This is a genomic window from Streptomyces sp. NPDC052301, from assembly GCF_044593395.1.
GTDB lineage: Bacteria > Actinomycetota > Actinomycetes > Streptomycetales > Streptomycetaceae > Streptomyces.
In genome coordinates this window covers 193,580-211,786 of sequence record NZ_JBIUBE010000003.1, presented here as the reverse complement: position 1 = coordinate 211,786, position 18,207 = coordinate 193,580, and the positions used below count along the sequence as shown (strand labels likewise).

At 69.8% G+C, this 18,207-nt stretch carries 14 protein-coding genes; 2 read left to right on the top strand and 12 right to left on the bottom strand.

Annotated features, from left to right (window positions below):
* Positions 1-390 precede the first annotated feature (390 nt).
* A complete protein-coding gene (locus ACIHEJ_RS08230; RefSeq protein WP_400133151.1) occupies positions 391-1,491 on the top strand; it encodes an LCP family protein in 1,101 nt (366 codons plus the stop codon).
* 13 nt (positions 1,492-1,504) lie between these two features.
* On the opposite strand, the gene ACIHEJ_RS08225 is transcribed toward ACIHEJ_RS08230, so the two are convergent.
* Both ACIHEJ_RS08225 and ACIHEJ_RS08220 read right to left on the bottom strand, forming a co-directional pair.
* On the bottom strand, positions 1,505-2,632 hold the full coding sequence (locus ACIHEJ_RS08225) for a hypothetical protein (RefSeq protein ID WP_400133149.1): 1,128 nt from the start codon (positions 2,630-2,632) through the stop codon (positions 1,505-1,507).
* 157 nt (positions 2,633-2,789) lie between these two features.
* Positions 2,790-3,806, bottom strand: a complete 1,017-nt coding sequence (locus ACIHEJ_RS08220; RefSeq protein WP_400133147.1) for a hypothetical protein — start codon at positions 3,804-3,806, stop codon at positions 2,790-2,792.
* Positions 3,807-3,877: 71 nt separating this feature from the next.
* Here ACIHEJ_RS08220 and ACIHEJ_RS08215 point away from each other — a divergent pair, with 71 nt between their 5' ends.
* Positions 3,878-4,270, top strand: a complete 393-nt coding sequence (locus tag ACIHEJ_RS08215) for an NTP pyrophosphohydrolase (RefSeq protein WP_400133145.1) — start codon at positions 3,878-3,880, stop codon at positions 4,268-4,270.
* Positions 4,271-4,295: 25 nt separating this feature from the next.
* Here ACIHEJ_RS08215 and ACIHEJ_RS08210 read toward each other — a convergent pair whose 3' ends face one another.
* The 10 genes from ACIHEJ_RS08210 to ngcE form a co-directional block, all read right to left on the bottom strand.
* On the bottom strand, positions 4,296-5,774 hold the full coding sequence (locus tag ACIHEJ_RS08210) for a glycosyltransferase family 39 protein (protein WP_400133143.1): 1,479 nt from the start codon (positions 5,772-5,774) through the stop codon (positions 4,296-4,298).
* A 72-nt stretch (positions 5,775-5,846) separates the two neighbouring features.
* The gene (locus tag ACIHEJ_RS08205; protein WP_400133141.1) at positions 5,847-7,355 is read right to left on the bottom strand and encodes an amino acid permease; all 1,509 of its coding nucleotides are present in this window, start codon (positions 7,353-7,355) and stop codon (positions 5,847-5,849) included.
* A gap of 154 nt (positions 7,356-7,509) precedes the next feature.
* Positions 7,510-9,438: a 1-deoxy-D-xylulose-5-phosphate synthase gene (gene dxs, locus ACIHEJ_RS08200; RefSeq protein WP_400133140.1), complete on the bottom strand. Its 1,929-nt coding sequence runs from the start codon at positions 9,436-9,438 to the stop codon at positions 7,510-7,512.
* A 129-nt stretch (positions 9,439-9,567) separates the two neighbouring features.
* On the bottom strand, positions 9,568-10,860 hold the full coding sequence (locus ACIHEJ_RS08195) for a sugar ABC transporter permease (protein WP_400133138.1): 1,293 nt from the start codon (positions 10,858-10,860) through the stop codon (positions 9,568-9,570).
* Positions 10,857-11,648 (bottom strand): ATP-binding cassette domain-containing protein, encoded by a 792-nt coding sequence (locus ACIHEJ_RS08190; protein WP_055706661.1) that lies wholly within the window; start codon positions 11,646-11,648, stop codon positions 10,857-10,859. Before ACIHEJ_RS08190 ends, ACIHEJ_RS08195 begins: the two co-directional genes overlap by 4 nt.
* Positions 11,649-11,828: 180 nt before the next feature.
* Positions 11,829-12,929 (bottom strand): sugar ABC transporter substrate-binding protein, encoded by a 1,101-nt coding sequence (locus ACIHEJ_RS08185; RefSeq protein ID WP_400133993.1) that lies wholly within the window; start codon positions 12,927-12,929, stop codon positions 11,829-11,831.
* Between the two features lie 134 nt (positions 12,930-13,063).
* A complete protein-coding gene (locus ACIHEJ_RS08180) occupies positions 13,064-14,275 on the bottom strand; it encodes an ROK family protein (RefSeq protein WP_400133136.1) in 1,212 nt (403 codons plus the stop codon).
* Positions 14,276-14,545: 270 nt separating this feature from the next.
* Positions 14,546-15,469, bottom strand: a complete 924-nt coding sequence (locus ACIHEJ_RS08175) for a carbohydrate ABC transporter permease (RefSeq protein ID WP_400133134.1) — start codon at positions 15,467-15,469, stop codon at positions 14,546-14,548.
* Between the two features lie 3 nt (positions 15,470-15,472).
* Positions 15,473-16,399, bottom strand: coding sequence for a carbohydrate ABC transporter permease (locus tag ACIHEJ_RS08170; RefSeq protein WP_400133132.1), 927 nt, complete (start codon positions 16,397-16,399; stop codon positions 15,473-15,475).
* A gap of 29 nt (positions 16,400-16,428) precedes the next feature.
* On the bottom strand, positions 16,429-17,874 hold the full coding sequence (ngcE, locus tag ACIHEJ_RS08165; RefSeq protein WP_400133131.1) for an N-acetylglucosamine/diacetylchitobiose ABC transporter substrate-binding protein: 1,446 nt from the start codon (positions 17,872-17,874) through the stop codon (positions 16,429-16,431).
* Positions 17,875-18,207: the final 333 nt, after the last annotated feature.

Sequence of the window (18,207 nt, the reverse complement as noted above, 5' to 3'; positions counted from 1 at the left end):
CTCGCCCCCCACGGGCCGACGCACGCACCGGCACAGTCACCCCTCCCTCTCCTCACCCGGCCAGGCCAGGGGTGAGCACTCGTGGTCGCCCGCCCTCTCGCCCCCCGGCTCGAATGCGCGACCACGTCAGCGCGACGGCACGAAGCCGCCGCACGTTCACACCGAATATTTAACCTTCACAGGACACGCACATCATCAGCAAGCGATTGCACAGCTGTCAACATCCGTCGAAATGACAGAAACACATACAACCCTTACGCCACCCTGAACGTCTGATGACCGGTGGATGACTGTCCACCGCCGCAGACGGGCCCGGTCTCTCCCCCCACTCGTGCCCTGAGCTCCTGAGGAACCACGGCATCGAGCCGGGACGAGAGAGGAACCGAGGCCATGACGCACGCCCAGACGGAGACGGGCGCCCGGGGATCGCGGCGGGCGCCGGCGAGCCGCCGGGCCAAGCCGCCCCGCAGACGCCGTCGCGTGGGGCGCTGGATCGCGCTGAGTCTCGTCCTGCTCGTCCTGGCAGCGGGCGGGGCCGGCTACTGGCTCTACAGCGATCTCAACGGCAACATCAAGGGCGTCGACCTCGACCGGGCGATCGGCGACGACCGGCCGGAGAAGCTGCCCACCTCGGGGCAGAACCTCCTGGTCCTCGGTTCCGACTCGCGGTCCGGCGCCAACGCCTCGCTCGGCACCGGCAACGTCTCCGGTGCCCGCTCCGACACCGCGCTGGTGATCCACATACCGGAGGGCCGCAGCAAGGCCGTCGCCGTGAGCATCCCGCGCGACACCCTGGTGACCCGGCCCGAGTGCACCACCAAGGACGGCTCTGCCCTTCCCTCCGCGAAGCGTGTGATGTTCAACTCCGTCTACTCGCTCGCCGGTCCGGCCTGTGTGGTCAAGACCGTCGAGCAGATGTCCGGGGTGCGGATGGACCACTTCCTGGAGATCGACTTCGCGGGCTTCAAGGGACTGGTGGACGCCATCGGCGGCGTCACCGTCACCGTCGACCAGGACATCCACGACAGGTCCAGCGGCCTGGACCTGACCGCCGGCACCCACGAGCTCGACGGCACGCAGGCCCTGCAGTTCGTCCGCACCCGGCACGGCATCGGCGACGGCAGCGACCTCGGACGCATCGGGCTGCAGCAGCAGTTCCTGATCGCCCTGCTGAGCGAGATCAAGAAGCAGGACCTGCTCGGCAGCCCCACCAAGGCCTACCGGATCGCCGACAAGCTCACCGCGTCGCTCACCACCGACTCGGGCCTCGCCTCGCTGACCCGACTCGCCGACTTCGGGCGCAGCCTGAACGGCATCGATCCGTCCACCATGGAGACGATCATGCTGCCCGTGCGGTACGACACCCAGGACCCGAACCGTGTCGTCGCCGCCCAGCCCCAGGCCGGCCGGTTGTGGCAGGCGCTGCGCAAGGACCAGCGGATCCCCGCGTCGGCGAAGAAGTCGCCCGCCACGGGGGGTTCGGCGTCCTGACCGCGGGCGCGGATCAGACGCGGACCGACGGGGACAGGGCCAGACCGGGCCCGCCGGCCTGACGGGCGATGTGCAGCGCCCCGTCCGGCGCGATCACGGCGAGGACGATCCGGCCGTACGCGTCCAGGGCGAGCGCCGGGGCGCCGATGCCGTGCTCGCCGGTCGGCGACCACCACAGGCCCGCCTGCTCGTTCTCGGCGCCGCACGCGGCGAGCACGACCTGCCCGTCCATGTCCCGGTGCGCCAGCACCGTGCAGTCGTACCCGTCGAGCCCCGCGCGCAGCAGGGCGACGGGGTCCCCGGCCGGCGCTCCGCCGAGGGGGATCACCCAGCCGCCGGGACGGTGGGCGAGAAGCTGCCCGCTGTCCGGGTCGGCCCAGTAGTAGGTGGCCCGGTCCGGCGCCGTCTCCAGCGCCGCCACCGTGCCCGCGGCCACCCGGACCGGGATGTCGGGCTCCTGCCGGAAGTCGCCGTCGGGTTCGGACTGCCGCCACCACATGACATTCCGCTCGCCGCTCGCCAGCACCTCGATGCGCCCGGAGGCGTGGCCGACGGCCACCAGGCCGTCCTGCACCCGGCTGCCCTTGAGGTCCTGCCAGGGCTCCCACTTTCCGGTGGCCCCCTCCCGGCGCAGCATCACCCCGCGGCCCGCGTTGCGAGCGAAGACGTGCACGCGTCCCGAGGAGCTGACCGCGGCGACCGGGACGCCGAAGCGGGCGGCCTTCTCCCGGTCCTGGTGGGGATTGCCCAGCGAGCGCCACTCGGTCACCGGGCGGCCGGTCTGGTACTGGATGGCGTGCACGACGTCGACGGCGGGCGGGCCGTCGCCCTTGCGGACCTCGCGCCGGCCGAGGAAGTGGACGTAGGAGTCGGCGCCCTGGGTCACCGAGACGTGGGTCAGGTCCGGCACGGGGAAGAAGTCGGGGGCCGTCCAGTGCGGGCCGCCCGGCCGGGTCTCGGTCCAGCGCAGCAGGCCGGCGCGGGTGCGGGCGTAGGCGGTCAGCCTGCCGTCCTTGCCGAGCGTGAGCCAGCGGCCCGCCACGGTCGCCTCGGCCGCCTGCCGCTGCGTCGTCCCCGCGTGTGCGACGACATGGTCGGCCGTTCTGCGCCGGGCGGCGCCGCGCCCGGATCCGGTCCGCATGACGTGACCCGCCCCTTCCCTGCGCCCGGCGCGAGTGAATCCCGAACACCTGTTGCACGGGGAGGCCGAGCGCGCCCCATCATAGGTCGAACGTTCGACGAACACGGTGTGACGACCGTGTGCCCGTCCGGTGCACGGGCCGGGCGGGGGGCGACCCTCAGAGCTGCCGCCACGCCTCCATCGCCAGCCCCGGCTCGTCCTTCCGCCGGGTGAGGAGGAGTTGGCCCGTGGACGGCGACGACGTCGCCGCGACCACCCGGTCGTCCTCGTCCATCGCGAGCGACACCAGCGCGTCCACCGGCAGCCGCGGACCCGACTCCGTCCACCAGGCCCCCGCCGACTCCAGCTCGGTGGGGTACGCGGCGAAGGCCACCCGGCCGCTCGCCGAGCGCTGGGCCAGCAGCGTGCAGTCGTGGCCGTCGAGGTAGCAGCGGACGGCGGAGACCGGGCCGGGGCCCGCAGACGGCAGGAGGGCGGCCGGCTTGCTGCCGGGACGCCAGGCACGCAGCTCGCCCGAGTCGTCGGTGTAGAAGACGGTCGTGCTGTCCGGGGAGGTGGCCAGGGCGCGCAGGGTGCCGGGGCGGACCGCGGTCTCCAGGGTCTCCCGCAGGACCGGCTGGGCGCCGGGCTCCTCCTGGCACCAGTACAGGAGGGCGCCGGGGGCCGCCGCGTACAGCTCGACCGTGCCGGACTCCCCCGTCACCGCCGCGAGTCCGTCCTGGACCTGACTGCCCTTCAGGTCCCGCCAGGGGTCCCAGCCGCCCTTCTCCTTCTGTGCGAGCAGGCTCACTCCGCCGCCGTTGTTGCGGACGAAGACATGGGCGCGGCCGTGCGCGTCCACGGCCACGGCGGGCGTGCCGGTCCGGTCGCCCTTCTTGTTCGGATGGCCGACCGGGTTCCAGTCCAGCGCCGCGAGCCGCGGACGGAAGTGGGTGGAGTGCACCAGGCCCGACTCGCCCTTCGTCGTGGGCCGCCAGGAGACCAGGTGCGCGTAGCTGTCGGCACCCTGGCCGACGGCGAGGACGGGGTGGAGCCTCTGGTCGCCGCCCACGGTGCGCGGGTCGGTCCAGGGGCCGTCCGGCGCGCGCTCCGCCCGGCACAGGACGGCGTCGCCCGACAGCTGGTAGACACTGAGCCGGCCGTCGCGGCCGCGCAGGAGCCAGTCGCCGTTCACCGGTTCACTCTAAGCCGGTGCGCAGGGGCGCCGGAAGCCGCCCCTCATCGTCCCCGTGGGACCCTTGCCCCATGGACGAGCCCCTCGGCACCCCGGACGCGGACGGCCCCCTGCTGGTGATCGTCGACGGCGCGAACGTCGTCGGGTCACGGCCCGACGGCTGGTGGCGGGACCGCAGGGGTGCCGCGGTGCGGCTGCGGGACCGGCTGGCCGCCGAGGGACTGCCGGGGCACGACGGTGAGGTGGAGGTCGTGCTCGTCGTCGAGGGGGCGGCCCGCGGGGTGGGGTCCGTGCCCGGGGTACGGGTGGAGTCGGCACCCGGGAGCGGGGACGACCGGATCGTGGAGCTGACCGCCGAGCACCCCGGCCGGGCCCGCCTGGTGGTCACGGCCGATCGTGAACTGCGGCGCCGGGTGACCGCTCTGGGTGCGGAGGCGGCCGGCCCCCGGACCGTCCTCGGCTAGGGGCCTCGCCTCCCCCTCCCCCTGCTCACGGGCCGGCCTGGTTCCGGCCGTGCGACGCACGGGCATAGAGCACGGCCCCGTCCACCCTCCCCACCTCCTCGTACCGCGCCTGAAGCAGCCGGCGCAGGGCGGGGAGGCGGTCGGGGGCGTACGGCTTGCCGCGGGAGTCGTCGACGACCAGGACCGGGGCATGGGCGTCCAGTTCCCGCCGGAAGACCGGCCAGGCACCGGCGACGGCGTACTTCTCCCCGACCTGCGGGCCGTCCCGGCCGCCGCTGTAGTTGGTGAGCAGGCCCGCCGTGAGGTAGCGGGTGGCGGGGGTGCGGTCGGCCAGCCAGTACGTCTCGGGGTGTATGCCCCAGACGAGGACACGGTCGGCGGGGCCGGTGCGGTCGGCGAGGGCGGCGGCGAGGCGTTGGGCGTGGGCGAGTTCGGGGCGCGGGGCCAACAGGCCCCAGGCGAGGAAGAGGGCGCAGCAGCAGGCCGAGGTGAGCACGGCCGTCAGCGGCCGTTCCCCGGGCAGGACCTGCAGCGCGGCCGTGGCCAGCAGGGCCAGTGACGGGGTGAGTTGCAGGTAGTAGTGGCCGAAGAAGTGGAAGCCGGCGGTCACGGCGGCGGCCGAGGAGACCAGCCACAGCCACAGGTCCGGCGCGCCGGCGCGGGTGAGCCGCAGGGCCCGTACGACCGGTGGCAGCAGCCCCGCCGAGGCGCCGGCGAGGATCGCGGTGTTGGTCAGCGCCCGCACCAGGACGTGGAGTTCGGAGCCGGCGAAGGAGGCGTACGCGCTGGAGCCGGTCACCGTCCAGAAGAGGAATCCGGCCGGGTCCGTCAGCGAAGCCGCCGCGAGCACCGGCAGGACGCATCCGGCGGCGAGCCGGAGCGCGCCCGCGCGGGGGGTGCCCTGCCGGTGCAGCAGCCAGACCACCGGCAGCAGCACGGCGCCGCCGGTCTGCTTGGTGAGGCAGGCGGCGGCGACCGCGGCCCCGGCCGTGCCCCACCGGCCGCGGTCCGCGCACCACACTGCGGCGGCCGTGCAGGGCAGTATGAAGACCTCGAAGGTGGCGGCCTGCGCGTCCTCGGGGTTGAGCCCGACCGAGACCAGCAGATACAGCACCCCGGCCGTGCGGCCCGCCGTGTCGCCCCAGCGGCGCCGGGCGAGCGAGGCCAGCAGGGCCGCGGTGAGCAGCTGGGCGAGGACCGCCAGCACCCGAAGGGGGGTGAGCGAACCGGAGCCGCAGAGCGCGAAGGCGGCCTCGTACAGCCAGGGCAGCAGTGGCGGCTTGCGGTCCACGACGGTCTCGTACAGCTGTCCGCCCTGGGCGAGCAGCCGCGCCTGTACGGCGAGATAGCCCTCGTCGGGGTTCCACAGCGGCCGGCCGAACGACGGGATCCTGGTGGTGCAGGCCAGCAGCGCCAGCAGGGGCAGCAGCCGCGCCCAGTACGCCGTCCGGGTGACGGTCCTGGTGACTACGGTCCGTGCGGGGACGAGGGGGGCGGCGAGCATGGGCAGCACGCTATCCGGCCCCGCCGTTCCGGTCGAAACGGGACATACGAGGCCGGGTGTCGGAGAGAGCGGTTACGGATTGTTGTCCGTGGTCTGCCGGGCGACCTGCCGGCCCGGGGCGAGCCGGCTGTGCGTACGGCCGTAGAGGAAGTAGACGACGAAGCCGATGACCATCCAGACGGCGAACCGGAGCCAGGTCTCGGCGGGCAGGTTGAGCATCAGCCAGAGCGTGGCGCACACGGACACGATCGGGACGAACGGGACCCAGGGGGTGCGGAAGGCACGGGGCAGGTCGGGGCGGGTCCGGCGCAGGATGATCACGCTGATCGCGACGACGACGAACGCGAACAGCGTGCCGATGTTCACCAGCTCGGCGAGTTCGCTCAGGCTGGTGAAACCGGCCACGATCGCGATGACCACGCCGAGCAGGATGGTCGGCCGGTGCGGGGTCTTGAAGCGCGGATGGACGCGGGAGAAGAACCGCGGCAGCAGTCCGTCGCGGCTCATCGCGAAGAACACACGGGTCTGGCCTAGCAGCAGGATCAGGCACACGGTGGTCAGGCCGACGGCGGCGCCGAAGCTGATGATGCCCGCGAACCAGGGGTGCCCCACGGCCTTGAAGGCGTCGGCGAGCGGGGCCTCGATGGACAGCCGGGTGTACTTCTGCATGCCGGTGACGACGACGGAGACGGCGACGTAGAGCACGGTGCAGATGAGGAGCGAGCCGAGGATGCCGCGGGGCATGTCCCGCTGCGGGTTGCGGGTCTCCTCGGCGGCGGTGGCCACGATGTCGAAGCCGATGAACGCGAAGAACACCACCGACGCGGCCGTGAAGATGCCCATCACACCGAAGTCGGCGGGGGCCCAGCCGAACATCAGCTGGATGAGCGGGGCCTTGAGGTTGCCGCCCGCATGGACCGGCTGGGCGTGCGGGATGAACGGCTTGTAGTTGTCGCCCGAGACGAAGAAGGCACCGGCGATGATCACGATGAGGACGACGGCCACCTTGATGGCGACCACGACCTGGGTGATCCGCGCGGACAGCTTCATGCCGAGGACGAGGATGCCGGTGAGGACCAGCACCAGGGCGGCGGCGAGGATGTCGAAGCCGAAGCCGTGGGCGCCGTCCCGGCCGGCCAGATAGCCCGGCAGGTGCCAGCCGGCGTTGTCCAGCAGCGAGCGGATGTAGCCGGACCAGCCGACCGCCACCACCGCCGTACCGAGCGCGAACTCCAGGACCAGGTCCCAGCCGATGATCCAGGCGGGCAGTTCGCCCAGCGAGGCGTAGCTGAAGGTGTACGCCGAACCGGCGACGGGGACCGTCGAGGCGAACTCGGCGTAGCAGAGGGCGGCGAGCGCGCAGACCACGCCGGCCACCACGAACGCCAGCGCCGTGGCCGGGCCCGCGTTGTTCTTCGCCACCTGTCCGGTGAGGACGAAGATGCCCGTGCCGATGATGACGCCCACGCCGAAGACGGTCAGGTCCAGGGCGGAGAGGGACTTCTTGAGCGAATGCTCCGGTTCCTCGGTGTCCTGGATCGACTGCTCGACGTTCTTCGTCCGGAAGAGCGCGCTGCTCACGTGCCTGCCTCCCACGCTTGTGAGACCTCGATATGGCTCAACATGATCGAGAGGGTCGGGATGCGTATGCCCCGGCACAGGCAGGTAAACGCAGACGGGCCGGTTCCGCCACCGCAGAACGTGGCGACACCGGCCCGTGGGGGCGCGTGGCGGGTCAGTCGCGCGCGGCCTCCACCGAGTCCACCTCGGCGGCCGTACGATCGAACCGGCCGTCCAGCCTGGAGACCAGTCCGGTGACCTGACGGGCGATGTCCGGGGCGGTCAGGCCGATCTCGGCCAGAACCTCGCCGCGCGAGGCGTGGTCGAGGAACCGCGGCGGGATGCCGAAGTCGCGCAGCGGCACGTCCACACCCGCGTCCCGCAGGGCCTGCGCGATCGCGGAGCCGACACCGCCGACCCGGCTGTTGTCCTCGACGGTGACGACGACCCGGTGACGCTCCGCCAGCGGTGCCATGGCCTCGTCGACGGGCTTGACCCAGCGCGGGTCGACGACGGTGGTGGAGATGCCCTGCTTCTCGAGCAGGCCGGCGACCTCCAGGCACATCGGGGCGAGGGCGCCCACGGAGACCAGCAGCACGTCCGGCCTGTCGGTGCCCGGCTCGCGCAGCACGTCCATGCCGCCGACGCGGCCCACCGCCGGTACGGCGGGGCCGACGGCGCCCTTGGAGAAGCGCACCACGGTCGGCGCGTCCTCGACGGCGACGGCCTCGCGCAGCTGCGCCCGCACCTGCTCGGCGTCGCGCGGGGCGGCCAGCCGGAGCCCCGGGACGACCTGCAGGATCGACATGTCCCACATGCCGTTGTGCGAGGCGCCGTCCGTTCCGGTGACGCCGGCCCGGTCCAGGACGAAGGTGACGCCGCACTTGTGCAGGGCCACGTCCATCAGGACCTGGTCGAAGGCGCGGTTGAGGAAGGTGGCGTAGACGGCGAAGACCGGGTGCACCCCGGCGTGGGCCAGACCGGCCGCCGAGACGGCGCCGTGCTGCTCGGCGATCCCGACGTCGTAGATCCGGTCCGGGAAGGTCTCCGCGAACTTCTTCAGGCCGACGGGCTGCAGCATCGCCGCCGTGATGGCCACGATGTCCTCGCGCTCCTTGCCGAGCTCGACCATCTCGTCGCCGAAGACGGAGGTCCAGTCGGCACCCGAGGCCTTGACCGGCAGACCCGTGTCGGGGTGGATGGGCCCGATGCCGTGGAAGCGGTCGGCCTCGTCCTGCAGCGCGGGCTGGTAGCCGCGGCCCTTCTCGGTCAGGCAGTGCACGATCACCGGGCCGCCGAACCGCTTGGCCCGGGCCAGCGCCGACTCCAGCGCCTCGATGTCGTGGCCGTCGATCGGGCCGACGTACTTCAGGCCGAGGTCCTCGAACATGCCCTGCGGGGCGATGAAGTCCTTCAGCCCCTTCTTGGCGCCGTGCAGGGTCTCGTACAGCGGCTTGCCGACGACCGGGGTGCGGTCGAGGATGTCCTTGGTCCGGGCGAGGAAGCGCTCGTAGCCGTCGGTCGTGCGCAGGGTGGCCAGGTGGTTGGCGAGGCCGCCGATGGTCGGGGCGTAGGAGCGCTCGTTGTCGTTGACGACGATGACGAGCGGGCGGTCCTTGGCCTCGGCGATGTTGTTCAGCGCCTCCCAGGCCATACCGCCGGTCAGCGCGCCGTCGCCGATGACGGCGACGACGTGGCTGTCCCGCTTCTTCAGCTGGTTGGCCTTGGCGATGCCGTCGGCCCAGCCGAGCACCGTGGAGGCGTGGCTGTTCTCGATGACGTCGTGCTCGGACTCGGCCTGCGAGGGGTAGCCGGACAGGCCGCCCTTCATCTTCAGCCTGGAGAAGTCCTGCCGGCCGGTGAGCAGCTTGTGCACGTAGGACTGGTGGCCGGTGTCCCACAGCACCTTGTCCCTGGGGGACTCGAAGACCCGGTGCAGGGCGATGGTGAGCTCGACGACGCCCAGGTTGGGGCCGAGGTGGCCGCCGGTCTTGGAGACGGCGTCGACGAGGAAGGTCCGGATCTCCTCCGCCAGCTGGTCCAGCTCCTCCGGGGTGAGCCGGTCCAGATCGCGCGGTCCCCTGATGCGGGTCAGCAGCGGCACCCGTGCCTCCTTGCAATAGAGCTGATCGAGCTTTCGCCGGGCTCGCCCGAGTCTAATGTTCATGGTTTGCCGCACACGACAGCGCCCGGCACGTTTCGGGTGCCGGGCGCTGTCGTCCAGTCGTCGGCGCTAGGCGCGACCAGCGCTCTTCTGGGTCTTGCGGGTCACCGCGTCGATGACCACTGTGGCGAGCAGAACACCACCGGTGATCATGTACTGCACCGGCGAGGCGATGCCCTGCAGCGCGAGGCCGTACTGGATCGAGACGATCACCAGCACACCGAGGAGCGCGTTCCAGGTGCGGCCACGGCCGCCGAAGAGGGACGTGCCACCGATCACGGCCGCCGCGATCGCGTTCATCAGCAGGTCACCGCCACCGGCGCCCTGGTTGGCGGACGCGATCTTGGAGGCGATGAACAGACCGCCGATCGCCGCGAACGTGCCGGAGATGGCGAACACCGAGATCCGGACCATGTCCACGTTGATACCGGCACGGCGGGACGCCTCGACGCTGCCGCCGAGCGCGAAGACCTTGCGGCCGTAGGAGGTGCGGCGCAGCGCGAAGTCCGTGATGAACAGCACGGCGACGAAGACCACGACGGCCAGCGGCAGGCCCTTGTACTGGTTGAAGACGGCCGCGGCGGCGAAGGCCACGACGGCCAGCAGCACGGTGCGCAGGATCGTCTCGCTCAGCGGGCGGGACGGCACACCGGCGGCCTCGCGGCGCCTGTTGCCGAAGAAGGAGCTGAGGAAGAACAGCACCGTCACCGCGATGGCGAGGCCGTAGGCGGCGGCCACGTCGGAGAAGTAGTAGCTGGTCAGCTTGGCGACGAGACCGTTGTCGTTCAGGTTGATCGTGCCGTTGTCGCCCAGGATCTTGAGCATGAGGCCGTTCCAGAACAGCAGACCGGCCAGGGTCACCGCGAACGCCGGCACGCCGATCTTCGCGAAGAAGAAGCCCTGCACCGCGCCCGCCACCGTTCCGGTGAGGATCGACAGCACCAGGGCCAGGATCTCGTTCATGCCGTGGGTGACGTTCAGCACCGCGAAGGTGGCGCCCGCGACACCGGAGAGCGAACCGACCGACAGGTCGATCTCGCCGAGCAGCAGGACGAACACGATGCCGACGGCGATCATGCCCGTGCCGACCATGGCGACGGAGATGTCGGAGAGGTTGCCCGCGGTGAGGAAGTTGGAGTTCAGGCTCTGGAAGATGATCCAGATGATCGCCAGGCCGATGACGACCGGGATGGACCCGAGGTCGCCGGCCTTCATCTTGCGCTTGAACTCGGTGACGTAGCCCGCGAGGCCCTGCTCGCGCACCAGCAGACGGGGGTCGACGGCGACGTCGGAGCCGCGTGCCGCCTCGGGGTTCTCCACGGGGATGTCCTCGGGGGGCGTGGAGGTCTTGTCGATGCTCACTTCTTGATCTCCCCATTGCTGCGCGCCGCACGACGGGTCACGGCGTTGTCCGTGGCGCCGGTGATGGCGGAGATGATCTCTTCCTGCGAGGTCGACTTGACCTCGAAGACGCCGTTGTTCTTACCCAGACGCAGCACGGCCACCTTGTCGGCGACGGCCTTGACGTCGGCCATGTTGTGGCTGATGAGGATCACGGCGTGCCCGCGCTCCCGCAGCCGTTCCACCAGGTCGAGGACCTGGGCGGTCTGCTCGACGCCGAGCGCGGCGGTGGGCTCGTCGAGGATGACCAGCTTGGGCTCGCCGAGCATGGAGCGGGCGATGGCCACGACCTGGCGCTGACCGCCGGAGAGCGAGGCGATCGGGATGCGGACGCTGGGGATGCGGATGGAGAGCTGGTCCAGCAGCTCACGCGAGCGCCGCTCCATCTCGACCTCGTCGAGTACACCGCGGCGGCGGATCTCCCGGCCGAGGAAGAGGTTGCCGACGACGTCGATGTTGTCGCACAGCGCGAGGTCCTGGTACACCGTCGCGATGCCCAGGTTCTGGGCGTCGTGCGGCTTGTTGACCTGGACGGCCTTGCCGTCCCATTCGATGACGCCCTCATCGATGGGGTGCACGCCGGCGATCGTCTTGACCAGCGTGGACTTTCCGGCACCGTTGTCGCCCACCAGGGCGACCACCTCACCGGCGTGGACCTCAAGCTCTACGTCGGTGAGCGCCTGAACGGCACCGAACCGCTTGGAGACCCCGCGCAACGCCAGCACGGGCGTAGCGGACACGTGAACCATCTCCTTCGCCGCCTGACCCGGCGGGAGGTTGTGCAGAAGATTTGGGGGGTAGTTCCGTCCGGCACCCCGCGCCGAGCTTGCGGGGCTGTGTGTGCGCGGGGCACCGGAGGAGCTGGGGGGCGCCTTCCTCAGGAGGATCCGAGTACGGATCCCTCTAGTGGGGAAGGTGCGTGCGGGTGCTTACTTGAGGCCGATCTTGTCGCAGGCGGCCTTGTACTGCCCGGTGCAGATCTGGTCGATCGTGTAGACGCCGTCCTTGACGACGGTGTCCTTGATGTTGTCCTTGGTCAGCGCGGTGACGGGCACCAGGACCGAGGGCACCTGCTTGGTGGTGGGGCTGTCGACCTTGTCCTTGGCGACGGAGTCGAGCGACTTGCCCTGGGCGAGGTCCACGGCCATCTCGGCGGCGGCGGCGGCCTCCGGGGCGTACGGCTTGTAGACGCTCATGTACTGCTCACCGGCGACGATGCGCTGGACACCCGCGAGCTCCGCGTCCTGGCCGGTGACCGGGATGTCGGAGATGCCGGCGGCCTTGAGGGCGGTGATGATACCGCCGGCCATGCCGTCGTTGGCGGAGTAGACGCCGATGATCTTCTTCTTGCCCAGAGCGGAAATGGCGCCCTCCATGTTGGAGTTGGCGTTCTCCGGCTTCCACTCCTTGGTGTCGTACTCCTTGCCGACGTTCACCTTGCCGTCGAGCACCTCGTGGGCGCCCTTCTTGAACTGCGCGGCGTTCGGGTCGGTTGAGGAGCCGTTCATCATGACGATCTTGCCGGACTTGGCCTTGGAGCCGAGGGCCTTCAGCAGGGCCTCGCCCTGGGTCTTGCCGACGGTCTCGTTGTCGAACGAGGTGTAGGCGTCGATCGGGCCCTGCGCCAGGCGGTCGTAGGCGACGACCGGGATGCCGGAGTCCTTGGCCTTCTGCACCGAGTTCTTGATGGCCGCGGCGTCCACCGCGTCCACGATCAGCACGTCCACCTTGTTGGTGACCATGGTGTCGACCTGCTGGTTCTGCAGGGTGGCGTCCTGCTTGGCGTTGGCGTAGACAACCTTGCCCTTGCCGCCCGTGAGCTCCTGGACCTTCTTCTCGATCAAGGGCTTGTCGAACTTCTCGTAACGGGCGGTCTGGTTCTCCGGCAGGAGCAGACCGACCGTGATGTCGTCGCCCTTCTTGGGGGCGGACGACTTGCCGGAGCCGCCACCGGACTCCTTGGCGCTGCCACAGGCGGCGAGCGAGACGGCCATGGCACCAGCAGCAACGGCGAAGGCCGCACGACGCATACGCGTGTTCACTTCTAGAAACCTCCCTGACGAGGCCGCGTCGTTGCGGCCGAGGTGGCTGGAAGTCAACTCGGCCACACGTGCGACGTCAAGAAGTAAATCCTTAACGAGATGGCAACGGTGCCATCCGTTCTCTAAGTGAAGGCAGGGGTCGCGGCGGACAGTGCGCCGGCGACAGAACCGTCCAGAAGGGTCGAATCACCCATCTCGCTGAGAGCGAGGGCGAGCGCTCCGAGCACCTCCGCACGGCCCCCAAGTGCCCCCGGGAGAACGGACAGTTGACGCGCCGCGCTGGGGATGGCGTAGCGGCCGACGGACTCCCTGATCGGCCCGAGCACCAGCTCACCGGCCTCGGCGAGATCACCGCCGAGGACCACCCTGCTCGGGTTCAGAAGGTTGCAGAGGTTGGCCACTCCACTGCCGATGTGGCGGCCGACGTCGGCGATCACCCGACGGCAGCCCGGGTCACCGTCCCTGGCCAGCCGCACGACGCCTTCCATGGTCAGATCGGGCCCGTGGCTGGGCTGGAGCAGCGGGAGCACATAGCGTGCCGCCGCGAACGTCTCCAGGCAGCCCCGGTTCCCGCAGCGGCAGACCGGGCCGGATTCGTCGAGTGTAATATGTCCTATTTCTCCAGCCGTGCCGCCCGGGCCGCGGTAGATCTTCCCGTCGATCACCAGACCGGCGCCGACACCGCTCGCGACCTTGATGTAGGCAAGATCACGCACGCCCTTCCCGCTGCCCCAGACCAGCTCGCCGAGGGCGCCGAGGTTGGCGTCGTTGTCCACGTGCACGGGCACGCCGAGCCGTCCGCGCAGCTCCTCGGCGGGCTTGGTGCCGCCCCACCCGGGCAGGATCGCGGTGGACCCCAGCGTCCCCGACTCGACGTCGATCGGACCGGGCACGCCGAGCCCCACGCCGGCCACCTTGGACCGGTCCACCCCCGTTGCTCCGATCAGGCGGTCGACCAGCTCCTCGGCCCGGTCGAAGCCCTGGGCGGCGGAGGCGTCGACGTCCAGCGGCTCGGACTCCTCGGCCAGTACCTGATGGGCGAGGTTCCCGACCGCGACGCGCAGATGGGTGTGCCCGAAGTCGATGCCGACCACGATGCCGGCGTCCCCGCTCAGGCTGACGCTGCGGGCCCGCCGCCCGCCCGCCGACGTCGGCGTGACCTCGACCGTCCCGCCGTCCTTCAGCTCCCGCACGATGTTGGAGACGGTTGCTGCGGACAGCCCGGTCGTCCGCGCGATCTCCGCCTGCGTGAGGGACCCGGCCAGGCGTACGGCCCGGACGACACGCTCCAGGTTGGCTCGGTGCAGCGATGACTGCGACCCTGGAGTCTCCACGACGACCTCCTGAGCGCGGGGCCGCTTCGGCGAGGCCCCGTGTATGTCCAACTAGTGAACTCTAAGCTGAGCCGTTCGGGGTGACTCCCGTCAAGAGGTTGAACCGTATCCGGGTACCACGAAACGTGCACACACCACCCGAAAGTGGCGCGCACGGCACCCCGGAACCCCGGCGCACCGGTCCGGGCACACGGGTGCACGCCGCCCCCGGACCGGGAGCGGCGTGCGTACGGACGGACGCGGGGCGTCACCCCGCCGGGGGCCGCCGGCCTACTTCAGCGCCCCCGCGGTCAGCCCCTGGACGACCTGGCGCTGGAAGACGATGTACGCCCCGAGCACCGGCAGCATGGCCATCACCAGGCCCGCGAAGAGCCCGGACCAGTCGCCCTTGTAGCCCTGGCTCACCGCCAGCTGGACCAGGCCCTGGGTGAGGACGCGCTTGTCGGGGTCGGTGTTGAGCACCGTCGGCAGCATGTACTGGTTCCACTGCCCCAGGAAGTTGAAGATCCCCACGCTGATCAGACCCGGCTTGGCCATCGGGAGCATGATCTGGAAGAACGTACGCGTGTGCGAAGCGCCGTCCACGAAGGCCGCCTCCGCCACCGAGGTGGGCAGGGTGCGGAAGAAGGCCGTCAGGAAGAAGACGGTGAACGGCAGCGAGTACGCGATGTAGACCAGGATCAGGCCGTGGATCGTGTTCAGCAGGCCCATGTTGTTCACCACGTAGAACAGCGGGACCAGCGCGAGCATGATCGGGAAACTCATGCCGCCGATGAACAGGTAGTAGATGAAGCGGTTGCCCGGGAAGTCGAAGCGGGCGAGGACGTAGGCCGCCATGGAGCCGAGCACCAGGGTGCCGACGAGCGAGCCGCCGACCACCAGGACGGTGTTGAGGAAGTAGTCGCTCATGTTGGCGTCGGTCCAGGCCCGCGCCCAGTTGTCGAAGTGCAGCTTGTCCGGCAGGGACCAGGGCGAGCCGAAGATGGAGCTGTCGTCCTTGAAGGACGTCATCACCGCCCACAGCAGCGGCATCACCACCATGATCGCCCAGACGATCAGCACGCCGTGGGAGAAGACGTTGAGGATGCCGCCCTCTCTCCTGGGCCGGGCGGGCTTCGCGGCCGGTACGTCGACCTTGGAGACGGTCGCGCCGGACTCGGCCGGCAGCGGGGCGGGGGTCTCGGTCGTCTTCATCGCTCAGTACTCCAGCCGCTCGCGACGGCCCAGCCGCATCACGACCGCCGCGAAGGCGAGGGTGACGACGAGGAGGGCGACGCCGATGGTGGTGGCGTAGGCGGCCTGACCGTCCCGGAACGCCTTCTGGTACACGTACAGGACCATCACGGTGGTCGAGTAGTCGGGACCGCCCGGCCCGGTCGTCATGATCTGTACGACCGCGAACGACTCGGCGCCGAGCGCGAGGATGCCCATGTACACCCAGCCGGACTGCACGGTGTCCCACAGCAGCGGCAGGGTGATGCGGAAGAAGGTGGTGAAGCGGCTCGCGCCGTCGAGCAGCGCCGCCTCGTACAGCTCGGCCGGGATCGAGGCCATGCCCGCCGAGAACAGGACCACGAAGAAGCCGACCGTGGACCAGACGAGCACCGCCATCACGCACCACAGCGCGAGGCCCGGATCGCCCAGCCACAGCGGCTGGACATGATCGAGGCCGATCCCGCGCAGGACCGAGTTGATCGCGCCGCTGTCCGGGTTGTACGCGAACGCGAACAGCAGTGCGACGATCGCGATGGACAGCACCTGCGGGAAGAAATACACGATCTTGTAGAAAGAGGAGCCCCGGACACCCGAGATCACGGGGCCGCCCCTTCTCCGTCGCCCGCCCACATTGATCATGAAGGCGAAGAACAGCGCCAGACTGATCGTCACCAGCGGCAGGACCAGGGCGAACAGCAGACTGTGCTGCAACGACTTCCAGAAGATGTCGTCGTGGAACATCCTCTCGTAGTTGTCGAAGCCGACCATCTTGAATTCGGGGCTCAGGCCGGTCCAGTCCGTGAACGAGTAGTAGATGGACTGGATGAACGGCCACACCACGAAGAGCGCGTACAGTCCCAGGGGCACTGCCAGAAACCCCACGATGAACCGGTACTTGCCGTGCTGCATCGCCACTCCGGTGCGGTCAGGGGTGCTGTTTACTGGTGCTTGTAGTGCTTGATCGAGGTGTCCTTGGCCGCCTCGTCGGCGAAGCCCTGGATCTTCTTGATGGCCTCCGCCGGGGTCATCCGGCCCGCCATCATCTCGCCGAGGCCGGCCACCCCGATCTTCTCCTTCTGCAGCTGGACGTACCAGTCCTGGAGCCGCGGATTCACCACGTTGGATCCCGCCAGCTTCAGCGCCGCCACGCCCGACTTCAGGCCCGGGGTGAGGCTGATGCCGGAGGTACCGCCGTTGTACGCGGTCAGCGACTTCACCTTGGCGGTGAAGTTCTTCGAGGACGCCTCCGAAAGCATGATGCGCAGCTGCTCCATGCCACCCTCGGGGTTCGCGGCCTTGGCCGGCACGACGAACGGCTCACCGCCGGAGGCCCAGATGGTGCCGAAGGGCAGCTTGTCGGAGCCGTCGATGCCGGAGGGGGCCGACACGGCCAGGTCGAAGTCCTTCGGGATGACGTTGGCCGACTCGTTCTCCACCCAGGAGCCGTTCGGGATGAACAGCGCCTTGCCCTTCGCCCAGGCGGTCTGCGACTGGATGTGGTCCAGGCCCGGGGTGCCCTGGAGGACGTACCCCTTCTTGTACAGCTCGTAGTACGCCTCGAAGCAGGCCTTGACGGCCGGGTGCTTCCAGGCGTTCGGCTCCAGGTTGTCGATGGCGTCGAGCACCTCGCGCCCGCCGACCTTGCCGATCATCGGGTACAGCGAGAAGGGGATGTAGTACGGGTACTTGCCCGCGTACGTCCAGCCCGCGATGCCCTTCTTCTTGGCCTTGGCGCACACCTGGAGCATCTCGTCCCAGGTCTTCGGGTACTCCACGCCGAGCGAGTCGAGCGCCTTCTGGGAGTACCAGACGCCGTACACCGTGTAGGCGTAGTAGAGGATCCAGACCGGGTCGCCGTCGAACTGACCCATCTCCACGATGCCGGGGCGCAGCGTGTCGCGGACCTTCTTGCCCGGGTCGTCGTACGACGGCGCGTCCAGCAGCGGGGTGAGGTCGGCCAGCTGGCTCTTGCCCACGAGCACGCCCATGTCCATCTGCTCGGCGCCCGAGTTGTCGATGAGGTCCGGCGGGTTGCCCTGGTTGAAACGGGGCTGGAGGGTGGACTGGATCTTCTGGGTGGCGGCGAACTTCACCGTGGCCTTGGGGAAGTCCTTCTGGTAGATCTTCACCGCGTCCTCGGCGTACTCCTTGCCGAAACCGCCGTCGAAGAGGACGAACTCCATCTTGGCGGTGTCGTTGACGCCGAGCGGGTTCTTGGCGGACTTCTTCCCCGCCTTGGCCTTCTCCTGTCCGCCGCCCCCGCTGCTCGCGCAGGCGGACAGGAAGCTCATCGTCGGCACACCGACGATGCCGAGCGCGGCTGACCGCTTGATCACATCACGACGGCCGACACCTTCGGCGCTGTTGTTCGAGGTGGATCCCATGCTCAAGTCCTCGCCTTCTCCAGGACTCAGGCGGTGAACCGGATCCTCCCCGGCACCGCAGTCGGGTCGTGCTGGGTCGTGCAGGGTCATGCTGGAAACGCCGACAGGTATAGTCCACTTTCGGTCGGCGGAGCAAGATCGAATGCAGGGTTCGCGATGGGTCTTTTCCGAGTTGAGACCTCGCGGAAATATGAGACCCCCGTGTCCGGCCCGCCGGAAAAACCGTGGCATAAGTCCCTGAATGCCACGCTCAACACCCTTGACATCACGGGCCACTTGACCACCTACTGGTTCCTGCGCCGCGTAGTTGACAACGTTGTCCAGAGTCGGCGC